The 10,114-nt window shown below is 58.2% G+C and carries 9 protein-coding genes; 4 read left to right on the top strand and 5 right to left on the bottom strand.

The window, feature by feature from the left end:
* Window positions 1-405: 405 nt before the first annotated feature.
* Entirely contained in the window at window positions 406-2,364 is a 1,959-nt protein-coding gene (locus IAE77_RS27920) for an OmpA family protein (protein ID WP_294234151.1), read from the bottom strand.
* Between the two features lie 111 nt (window positions 2,365-2,475).
* Between IAE77_RS27920 and IAE77_RS27915 the strand changes: the two genes are divergently transcribed.
* Complete coding sequence (locus IAE77_RS27915) at window positions 2,476-2,931, top strand: hypothetical protein (RefSeq protein WP_294234148.1); 456 nt, start codon at window positions 2,476-2,478, stop codon at window positions 2,929-2,931.
* A gap of 124 nt (window positions 2,932-3,055) precedes the next feature.
* Window positions 3,056-4,369, top strand: a complete 1,314-nt coding sequence (gene argA / locus IAE77_RS27910; RefSeq protein WP_294234145.1) for an amino-acid N-acetyltransferase — start codon at window positions 3,056-3,058, stop codon at window positions 4,367-4,369.
* A 78-nt stretch (window positions 4,370-4,447) separates the two neighbouring features.
* Here argA and IAE77_RS27905 read toward each other — a convergent pair whose 3' ends face one another.
* On the bottom strand, window positions 4,448-6,115 hold the full coding sequence (locus IAE77_RS27905) for a putative transporter (protein WP_294234143.1): 1,668 nt from the start codon (window positions 6,113-6,115) through the stop codon (window positions 4,448-4,450).
* A 154-nt stretch (window positions 6,116-6,269) separates the two neighbouring features.
* On the opposite strand from IAE77_RS27905, the gene IAE77_RS27900 reads away from it, so the two are divergent.
* Complete coding sequence (locus IAE77_RS27900; RefSeq protein WP_294234140.1) at window positions 6,270-6,644, top strand: group 1 truncated hemoglobin; 375 nt, start codon at window positions 6,270-6,272, stop codon at window positions 6,642-6,644.
* Window positions 6,645-6,659: 15 nt separating this feature from the next.
* Here the strand turns inward: IAE77_RS27900 and IAE77_RS27895 are convergent, their stop codons facing one another.
* Both IAE77_RS27895 and thrC read right to left on the bottom strand, forming a co-directional pair.
* The gene (locus IAE77_RS27895; RefSeq protein WP_294234137.1) at window positions 6,660-7,235 is read right to left on the bottom strand and encodes a hypothetical protein; all 576 of its coding nucleotides are present in this window, start codon (window positions 7,233-7,235) and stop codon (window positions 6,660-6,662) included.
* 59 nt (window positions 7,236-7,294) lie between these two features.
* Window positions 7,295-8,647 carry a threonine synthase gene (gene thrC, locus IAE77_RS27890; protein WP_294234134.1) on the bottom strand — a complete coding sequence of 451 codons (1,353 nt, stop codon included), beginning with the start codon at window positions 8,645-8,647 and terminating at the stop codon, window positions 7,295-7,297.
* Window positions 8,648-8,742: 95 nt separating this feature from the next.
* Between thrC and IAE77_RS27885 the strand changes: the two genes are divergently transcribed.
* Window positions 8,743-9,045, top strand: a complete 303-nt coding sequence (locus tag IAE77_RS27885; protein WP_294234131.1) for a hypothetical protein — start codon at window positions 8,743-8,745, stop codon at window positions 9,043-9,045.
* A gap of 28 nt (window positions 9,046-9,073) precedes the next feature.
* On the opposite strand, the gene IAE77_RS27880 is transcribed toward IAE77_RS27885, so the two are convergent.
* Complete coding sequence (locus tag IAE77_RS27880; protein ID WP_294234128.1) at window positions 9,074-10,021, bottom strand: efflux RND transporter periplasmic adaptor subunit; 948 nt, start codon at window positions 10,019-10,021, stop codon at window positions 9,074-9,076.
* Window positions 10,022-10,114: the final 93 nt, after the last annotated feature.

Raw genomic sequence — 10,114 nt, 5'->3', positions numbered from 1 at the left:
TCGTTTATATGTATGATAAAATCATACTTATGCGCCCAAATTGGGTGGATTGGTATGAAAAGTACCATACTTTATTTTTTGATACCAAATCATTAAACATCGGGAAATGGGGGTTTAGGGTGATGGGGTTTGGGTATGTTGGTTGTGTGTAGGGCATTGTATTTTTTGTTTAGGGAATTCAATATTAGGGAATTTGGGTGAGAAATGCAAAAAAAAAATTTAAGGAGGGGTAGGAGGTGTGGGTAGTTTTGCGGCAGGGATAGTAAGGGCGCTGCCCAGAGGCAGCGGTGCGTAGCACCGGAGCGAAGCGTAGCCCTGCATAGCCCGGCGCCCCGCAGCCGCAAGCGCGGGGCGGGCGCCCTACATATTGTTGCTCTACTAATGAATGGGATGTGTGAGCATAGATTAACGGGCCATTACCTTAAACTCGGTACGGCGATTTTGAGCCCTGCCGGCCTCGGTGGCATTGTCGGCAATGGGGGTGTTGTCGCCATAGCCCTTGTATGTTAATCGAGCGGCAACAATGCCTTTAGATAGCAGATAATCATATACAGCTTTAGCTCGGTTTTCGGAAAGTTTTTGGTTATGAACTTTGCTGCCAACATTGTCGGTATGTCCGCCAATTTCAATTTTCATGCTAGGGTTGGCAGAGAGCAAAGCGACCAATTTGTTGAGCTCGGCTTTAGAGTCGGGTAAAAGGTCAAACTTGTCGGTGTCGAAATAAACATTACGCAGCACGACAGAGCCACCAACTTCGATAGGCTGAAGGGGGATGTCGATACTTTGAGGTTTTAAAGAGTCGGATTGGCTGAGGTCAAACGATTCAGAAAAGAACAAATAGCCCTCTTTGCTTACGTTCAGGGCATAACGTCGGTTTGGGGGCAAGCTGACTAAGAAGCTGCCTGTTATGATATCGGAAACAGAAGAAACAACAGTTTCGCCGGTTTCGACATCAATCAGCTCGAAAAGAGCTTGCAGAGGCAATCTGGTTTTTTTGTCGAGCACTTTACCTTTTAAGAACGAAACGGGTTGTGGCCTTGCGGCTTCATGAATGCGAAAACGGTAAAGGTCGTAGCCCCCCAATCCATCTTGATGCGTGGAAGCATAATATCCGGTGCCGCCATCGGCAGTGATGATTAAGCTTCTTTCGTCGGCAACGGTATTGATGGGATAACCGAGGTTCATTGGTGAAGAAAATTTGAGGGAATTCAGATCCAAACGAGCAACAAAGAAATCATAACCGCCCATTCCTTCATGGCCATCGGAAGCGAAATAAAGCGTTTGTCCGTCGGGATGAATAAAAGGGGATATTTCGTTGGCAGAAGTATTGATAGTGGGGCCGGCATTGATGGGTTCGGACCATGTGTCATTATGCATCAAAGAGGTAATCCAGATATCGTTGCCGCCCATTCCGCCCGGGCGATTACTAACAAAATACAAAGTTTTTCCGTCGGAGGAGAAAGAGGGCTGTGATTCAAAAGCGGAAGTATTAACAGGAGGGCCTAAATTTATTGGGATGCCCCAATTGTTTCCCTGGCGATGGGTTACAAACAGGTCCATACTTTCGTCGCGAGGCAATCTGTTATTAGCGGCAAAAAACATTCTGCTTCCATCAGGAGAAACATTAGCAGCACCTTCGTTGCAGTCAGAATTTACGGGTTCGCCTAAATTTTTTCGAGGTGTCCATTGCCCGTTCTGATAATAGCTGATATAGAAGTCCTCGAAAGTGCCATCTTGAGATCGGCACGACTGGCTGGTAGCTTTTTCGCGAACTGTAAATATCAAAAACGAACCATCAGCGGGCATGGAGGGGTGATATTCGGAGTAGGGGCTGTTGATGTCAGGGCCTAAATTTTCGGGCAAGAATGGTACGGGATGAGCCATCAGAAAGGCGGCCACATCGCATTTGCGAAGAAGGGCTCGGTATTTATCGGCCAAAGCTTGACGGGGTTCGCCTTTGTCTAAAAAATTACGGATGGCAAGAGCGGCATCTGCAAAGCGCTGTAGTTTCATGAGGACGTCGGCCAGATTTGAATAATATATGGCATATTTTCGTTCGCTAATCTGAATGAGGAGGGAGTAATAATTTTCAGCCAATTCATATTTTTTTTGGTCAAAATAGATTTCGGCCAACAGGGCAAACGGTTCTCCAAATTTGGGGTCAATTCGTATGGCATCTTCGAGTTTCGGAATGGCTTTATCATCCTGTCGTTTCATAGCGAGGTCATATCCTTCTTCAAAGGCGCGAATCGCTTTTTTGTTAGAAGAGCTATAATTTTGGGCTAAGCTGCAAGAGAAGAACCCTGAAGCTAGCAGAAAAGAGATTGAGCAGAAAGCCAAACGAAAACCAGCATAATTGATCATATAATATCTGTAAAAAATAATTACCATCTACCTGATGCGCCGCCACCGCCGGAGAATCCCCTCCAAGCCATTCAGAAGCTGGAGGAGAGCGATCCAGAGCTGGCGAAGCTCATGGATCAGTTCGCCGGAGAGTGGTCCGCCAATGCCGAGATCGACACCGCGCCGGAAACGGCGGAACTGGCGGGCAAATACATTCCCGCCCTCCAGCGCAACCTTGCCGGCCTTCCTCCGGAGCAGCGCGACCACATCCTGAGCGAGATCTCGCATGTGGCCAACCGTGAACCTCTGAGCGCCCCCGAGCCCTCGTGGCCGCCCGTGCTCACCACTCTGCGCAACGCCTACAACAGCCAGATCGGCACCATTACGAGCGCCGCCGACGAGGCCGCGGCCAAGATGCGCTCCGCACAATGCGAGCTGCTGCTGGCCAAGGCGAAGGAACGTGCCGCCGCAGGCAACGCCGAAGGGGCGAAACGTGCCGAGGCGCTGGCTGCGGAGCTGGCAAAGCTCAAGGGAGCGCCCACGCTGAAAGCCCTGAAGGAAAATGTGGCCGCAGCGCTGACCAACTGAGGCTCCACTGACACGAATTTCCGGAACGACCGTCGGCACGAATGCCGCCGAGGGTCATTTTGGAGCGGGGTGACAAACTTTCAGCGGCACTGGCAGACTTATGCTATCCTGATCCTCCGCATCCTTGAACAACGACCCTGCCAAACCCCAGCCCCGCTTCGACGACCTTCGTGGAATCCTGCACTACGTGCCGCAGTTCCGACAAAAGGTCTTCGTCATCGCCTTCGACGGCGCATTGATGATGCAGCCGGTGTTTGCAAGCCTGCTGCAGGATGTGGCGGTGCTGCAGTCGCTCAACATCGAAGTCGTGCTGGTCTTCGGCGCACGCGCGCAGGTCCGTGCGCTCGCCACGAAACGCGGAGTCACGCTTCACAACGACGACGGCATGGGCCGTACAGACGCAGCGGGGATCGAGATCGCCGTGGATGCGATCATGCATCAATGCAGTGACCTGGTGGCCGATTTGACCGCGCTGGAGATGCCCGTGGCGGTTTCCAACGCGCTCGCGGTGCATCCAGCGGGCGTGATCGACGGTGTGGACCTCGAATTCACCGGCCGGATCGAGCGCGTGGACGCTGAATCGCTGCGCGCCCTGCTCAAGGCCGACATCATCCCCATCCTGCCGCCGCTTGGCTACGACGGCAAAGGCACGACGCTCCGCCTGAACTCGGATGCCGTGGCCGTGGAGGTCGCCATCGCGCTGCAGGCCGCGAAAGTCATCTTCGTGGCGGAAAGCGGCCTTGCGGAAGCCAGCGGCAGCCGTCTGGCCCTGCTCTCCGTGGCGGACGCCAGGGACATGTACCGGAAGAAGGACCCGCGGCATGACGTGAGCATGCTCTCAAAGCTGCGCTATGCCGCCCTCGCCTGCCAGGAAGGCGTGCCGCGTGTGCACATCGTCAATGGCATGCAGGATGAGGCCCTGCTGGCCGAGCTGTTCTCAAACGAAGGCGTGGGCACCATGATCCATGCCGACGACTACCAGCAGATCCGCAAGGCACGCGCCAGCGATGTGCCAGGCCTGCTTTCCATGATGCAGCAGAGCGTGGACGATGCCGCGCTGGTGCCACGGACGCGGGATCAGATCCAGTCGAAGATCAAAGACTTCTTCATCCTCGAACTGGACGGCCATTCGATCGGCTCGGTGGCGGTTCATACTTATGAAGAAGATGGCCGGAAGATCGCCGAGCTGGCCTGCCTCTTCGTGCGCCGGAGCCACAAGAACCAGAATCACGGCCGGAAGCTCGTCGCCTACGCCGAGGAAATGGCCCGGCAACGTGGCTGCGAGGTTATCGTCGCCCTCAGCACGCAGGCATTCCGCTTTTTCGAGGAGAAAATGGGCTACACCGTGTCCGGGCCGGATGCGCTGCCTGCCAGCCGTCGCGAGAAATACGACAAAAGCGGGCGGAATTCGAAGGTGCTCGTGAAGGCGCTCAAATAAGGTGTTTCAGGTTCCAAGTTTCATGAGTCACGCGGTGGATCTCTGGAAACATGAAACATGACACTTGGAACCTGGCACTTATCCAAGCTGCGCGATGATCTGTGCCACGACGATGCGCAGCAGCATGGTCAGCGGATAGACCGTGGCGTAGGCCACGGCGGGTGAATCACAACGCGCCATGGTCGTGGCGAAGGCGAGCGCTGGCGGATCGGTCATGCCGCCGGAAAGGAGGCCGCAGACGGACATGAAGTTCATCCGATGCCAGCGCCGGGCCAGCCAGCCGACTGCCAGCAGCGGCAGCATCGTGACCGCGATGCCCAGCAGCACCCACTGCAGTCCCTGGGTGGACACGACGGTCTCCACGAACTTCTCCCCGGACAGCAGGCCGACGTTTGCCAGGAACAGGATGATGCCGAGCTCGCGCAGGGCACGATTCGCATTCAGCGGCATGTGCATGATCATCGGCCCGAGACGGCCGAGATGGCTGAGCAGGATCGCCATGACGAGCGGACCGCCGGCAAGACCGAGCTTCACCGGTGCCGGAAGGCCCTCGATGTGCAGCGGATACAGTCCGAGCAACACTCCGAGGAGGATGCCCGCGAAGATGGCGGCGAATTTCGTCTCCTGGAGCATCTGCACGGCATTTCCGAGCGCTTTGGTGGCACCATTGAGCGATTCCTCATCACCGACGAGCTGCAGCATGTCGCCAAACTGCAGACGCAGGTCTGGCAGGGCGGTGAAAATGAGATCGCCACGACTGACGCGTGTGACCGTGACGTTGTGAAGATGATCCAGCCCCAGTTCGCGCACGGTTTTGCCAAGGATGCGTTTGTTCGTCAGCACCACACGACGGTAGGTGACGCTGCCGGGTGCCTTCATGAGGTTTTCCTCGCTCACACTGCCAATGACGAGACGGAACTGCTCCAAGTGGGGCTGGGTGCCCACGGCCATGATCAAATCGCCCGTGTGCAGCCTCGTTTCAGGCATGGCGGTCCGCACATCCTCCGCTGACGCCGGACGATGGCGGGCGATGACGACGCCGGTCTCCAGGATGCCAGGCACATCGGCGATAGCGACGCCATCCAGATTCGGGTTTTCCACCCGCAGGTTCATGCGCTGCAAAGGCTCCACGCCAGCGCCCTGTTCACCACGAAAGGCCTCCGCCTCGGCGACGACATCGATTTTGAAGACGCCACGCAGCAGAATGAGTGAAACGATGATGCCGACGATCGCCAGTGGATAGGCCGCGGCATAAGAGAGGGCAGGAAGCGTCACCGTGGCAGGATCGGCATGCGCTGATTGCAACGCCTGCTGCACGGCGCCGAGCGCAGGGGTGTTCGTCGTGGCACCGGCGAAAAGACCCGCCACAGCAGGAAGCGGAATGTCGAGCAGCCAGCCGCCCAGCAGCGCCACGAACGCGCCGCCAAGAACGAGGGCGAAGGCATACCCGTTCAACACATGCCCCTGACGGCGCAAGGAGGCGAAGAATCCAGGGCCCATCTGCATGCCCAGCGCGAAAACGAACAGCACGAGACCGAAATCTTTCAGGAAGTGCGCCACCCCGGCCTCGGGTCGCAGGCCAAAGTGAGAGGCCATCAATCCCGTGAACAACACGCCTGCCACGCCCATCCGCACACCGGCCACACGAATGTTCCCCAGCCCGATGCCCGCCAGGACGACGATGCTGAAGACGAGCAGATCGTGCGCCACGGGAGAGCTTTCCTGCAAATGCTGGATAAAAGACATGGGTTTCCCATGGCACGAAGAATGCCAGCCTTGCACGGCTTTTCTGAGCCGATTTTGTGATGTGATCCAGCCTCTGCTGCGATTCGGTGCGCCTCGATTGACGGTGACGGAATTGCGGCTTCAACACGGCCGATTTTGTGCTTTTGGCAGGAGCATGAGCACAACCTCACCCTCCCTCTACGAACGGCTCGGCGGCGCGGACATGATCGACAGCCTGATCCCGGCATTCTACACCCGTGTGCTGGCGGATGCCGAACTCTCGCCGTTCTTCAAACACACCTCGATCGAGATGCTCCACAGCATGCAGCATGAATTCTTCACCATGGCGACTGGCGGCCCCGTGTCCTACACCGGGCGCTCCCTGGCCCACGCCCATCACGGTCGTGGCATCGCGAAACATCACTTCGCCCTCTTCACCGGCCATCTGATCGAGACCCTGCTGGACATGGGCGTGACCCAGGCGGAGGCGGACGAGGTCATCGACACCATCAACACCTACACCAACGAGGTGACCGGCACGTCGTATTGAGGCCGCGCGGACGCCTCAGCGACGCGGACTCGTGAAACTCAGCGAGTTCTCAGCGATGGCGATGGCCTTGTCCTGGAGCTTTTCGCCGATGAAGCGCTGCTGGAACTGCAACCGGCAGCGGCGGTCATCTTTCGTGAAGGCGAGCCAGAAATCGGTCGATTTGATGTGATCCGCACGGCCGCTGACATCCTCCCAGGAGTAGCGCAGCGTCTCCCCGCGGGTGATCTCCGTCACGCCGTTCGCATTCAGCGTCACCGAATAGCCTTGTGCCTGCCAGCCGAGCCAAGTTCCCGCCACGCCGGCCAGAAACAGCAGCGAACCGAGGAAAATGAATGGCGCGATCACCTTCGCGCGTCCGAAGAAGCCGTCATTGCCAAATTCGAGCGCGAAGAACTTCACGCGTCCGAACATGATTTTGATCAGCACAACCCCGGCCAGGATCAGCAGTGGTCCGCCGCCCAGCAGACCCCACACATACGGATCACCAACGTGAAGCGTCACGCCGCTGCCCGCGTCCGCCCCTTTGGTGAGGTAGGGAGAGATGTCCGGCATGGTGATGGCAGCGGCGAGGAGCGAGGGCGGAGGATTCATGACGGTCTAAGCCTGATTAAACCAAGCCGCCTCCACACCCGTCAAGCCCTGCTTCTGCGTCAGTGATGTTGCCGGATGAAAGCTTTCACCGCCGCAGGTTCGGCCGTCAGCGGCCAGGTTTGCAGCGGTTTGGACTTGAGCGCCTCCAGGGTCGGGTGCGTCGGCTCGTTGCCCGTGGCCTGTTTGACCACGTCGGGGAACTTGGCCGGGCTGGCGGTGGAGAGCACGACACTGACACGATCCTGCGCCATGTCGGTGAATGCGCACGCGGTGTGGGGATCGAGCACGTATTGCCAGTCCTTCCACATCTGCGCGATGACGCGGACGATCTGATCATCATCCATGCGGGTGGAGCGCATGCTGGTCTCTGGCAGCGTGATCTGAAGCGGCGTGCCGGATTTGATTCCGGCCATGACCTCGCGGACACACTCCGGATTCTGATCGAGGATGAAATAGAGGAATCGCTCGAAGTTCGACGCGGCCTGGATGTCCATGCTCGGCGCATGGCTGGGATGCACGTCCCCCTGGCGGTATTCGCCGCTGCTGAAGAAGCGGTGCAGGATGTCGTTCTGGTTTGTCGCCACGCGGAAACCACCCGCAGGCATGCCCATCTGCTGCGCGAGCCATCCAGCCAGCACATTGCCGAAATTGCCCGTCGGCACCACGTATTCGGCCGTCGCACGGGCTTCCGCTGGCAGTTTCAGCGATGCCCAGATGTAATAGACGCACTGCGCCAGGACGCGGGCGATGTTGATCGAGTTCACGGCGGAGAGATTCACCGCGCTGGCGAATTCGGTGTCGCCAAACGTGTCTTTCACCACGCGTTGGGCATCGTCGAAGGTGCCCGGAACCGGGATGGCGAAGACATTGTCCGCGCCCGTGCAGGCCATCTGGCGCTCCTGCAGCGGGGCGACGCGGCCGTTCGGGTAGAGAATGAAGATCGTGATGCCGTCCTGGCCCATGCAGCCATGAATCGCCGCCGAACCGGTGTCGCCCGACGTCGCGCCGAGCACCGCGAGGCGTTTGCCGCTCTTTGCGACCTGGCGCTTGTAAAGCAGGCCCAGCAGTTGCAGCGCGAAGTCTTTGAAGGCCAGCGTCGGGCCGTGAAACAGCTCCAGGATGTAGGTTTTGTCCGTGATCTTCTTCAGCGGGGCCACATCCGGCGAATCGAAGCGGCGATACGCCTCCGCCGTGAGCTGATGCCACTCCGCGTTGCTGATCTCCGGCGCGAACAAGGTGAAGAACTCCGCCGCAAGCTGCGGATACGTCAACTTCGACCACACAGGCAGCTTGTCCGCGATGTTCGGCAGCTTCTCCGGCAGAAACAACCCGCCATCCGGTGCCAGCCCGGCTTCAACGGCTTCAGAGAACGTGTGCGGCTTCGTCTGGCCGCGAGTGGAGATGTAATGCATGGGCGGAATCAGTGGGGCGGGCATTCATGCGTGGGAATCTGGAAGACTCAATTTGTTCTTCCCCACCAGGTTCAGGTCAGGCTAGTCTTCGGCTTATGAAGGCCTATTTGTTGTTTTTCGCCGGACTGCTTGAGTGCCTGTTTCTAGGGTTCGGGATGTCGTTTTTATGTATTGGTCTGGCTGCTGAGGCCCTCAAAGGCTGGTGGACGGAGTTCCGTCACAACGACTATTCCATCTTTGTGGAGCTTCCTCTGGCGGTTGTCGCCTTCATTGTAGTTCTGGCAATGCCTTGGCTCATTGGCACCGACTGGTCCACTCGTTCGGGCTTTCGAAAAGCCAGCCGCATCATTGTCTACGGCTGCTTTGCTGTGTGGTTGACGCTGGTATTGCTGAACTGACCAAGCATGTTCTGTTCAGACAACAAGACTACTTTCTCGGAATAAACACATCCACCTGCTGGCCGACGTAGAGGCTGTCGCCCTTCGGTTTTTCGAGCTCGTAGATGACCTGGAGCACGCGGGTGTCCACGCGTTCGGTGCTGGCGCCGGTGAGGGAGACCTTCGGGATGACGTAGGGCTCCACGCGGACGAATTTGACGGTGTATTTGCGGGTGGAGTCGCTCTTGAGGTAAAGCGTGGCGTCTTTCCCGGGGGCGATCCTCGTGGCGTTCTGCTCATCGACATCGGCCCGGACGTGCAGCGTCTCGATGTCACCCAGCACGAGGGCTGGCTGCTTGTTCTGCGGCGAGGCGTATTCGCCGGCGCGGATGTTCACCTGGAGGATGGTGCCGGCACGGGGCGCTTTCACGGTGAGTCGCTCGATGAGCAGCTCCGTCTGGTTCACGTCGGCCCGCGCGGAGGCGAGCTGGGCTTCCGCAGCCTGCTGCTGGGCTTTGGCGACAAGGACATCGTTCGTGCGGTTGCGCAGGTCATCCTGGCTGATGGCCCGCTGGTCGGGAATGGACTTCAGGCGGTCGAGCATGTCCTGGACCTTCGCGAGCTGGGCCTGGGCAACGACCCGTTCGGCCTCGGCGACACCGACCGCAGCCTTTTGCTTCAAAAGGGACGCGCTCAACTCGCGGTCGTCGAGCTGCAGCAGATCATCGCCCTCCTTCACCGTCTGGTTGACCTCCACCTGCACCGTCTTCACCAGCCCCGGCATGGGAACGCCGATGGCGACGTTTTCGCCGCGAGCCTCCAGGATGCCGGTGGCGGCGACATCGTCCTGCGCGTTTTTTTTCGGCGGGGCCACCGGTGGCGGCGGGATGCTTGACTCCTGGCTGCGGATCTTCTGCAGCACCACGCCCATGGCGAGCACACCCGCGATGGCGAGGATGAAGGTGGAATAACGGAGCGTGGTGGAGACGACGGGCATGGGCGAGGGTAAATGACGAAACCAGAATGAGCGAATGGCGAATGTGGTGGATTTTACGCTCGACGAACCGCTGGAGGCGAACTCAAATCGGCC

It is taken from the genome of Prosthecobacter sp. (assembly GCF_014879935.1).
Classification (GTDB): Bacteria; Verrucomicrobiota; Verrucomicrobiia; order Verrucomicrobiales; family Verrucomicrobiaceae; genus Prosthecobacter.
The sequence above is the reverse complement of the archived record's forward strand: the minus strand, read 5'-3'. Positions and strand labels throughout refer to the sequence as shown.

Bases quoted from the DNA above. Each gene is read 5' to 3' on its own strand.
- IAE77_RS27920 (WP_294234151.1), bottom strand. From the start codon at position 2,364: ATGATCAATTATGCTGGTTTTCGTTTGGCTTTCTGCTCAATCTCTTTT.
- IAE77_RS27915 (WP_294234148.1), top strand. From the start codon at position 2,476: ATGGATCAGTTCGCCGGAGAGTGGTCCGCCAATGCCGAGATCGACACC.
- IAE77_RS27905 (WP_294234143.1), bottom strand. From the start codon at position 6,115: ATGTCTTTTATCCAGCATTTGCAGGAAAGCTCTCCCGTGGCGCACGAT.
- IAE77_RS27900 (WP_294234140.1), top strand. From the start codon at position 6,270: ATGAGCACAACCTCACCCTCCCTCTACGAACGGCTCGGCGGCGCGGAC.
- IAE77_RS27895 (WP_294234137.1), bottom strand. From the start codon at position 7,235: ATGAATCCTCCGCCCTCGCTCCTCGCCGCTGCCATCACCATGCCGGAC.
- thrC (WP_294234134.1), bottom strand. From the start codon at position 8,647: ATGCATTACATCTCCACTCGCGGCCAGACGAAGCCGCACACGTTCTCT.
- IAE77_RS27885 (WP_294234131.1), top strand. From the start codon at position 8,743: ATGAAGGCCTATTTGTTGTTTTTCGCCGGACTGCTTGAGTGCCTGTTT.
- IAE77_RS27880 (WP_294234128.1), bottom strand. From the start codon at position 10,021: ATGCCCGTCGTCTCCACCACGCTCCGTTATTCCACCTTCATCCTCGCC.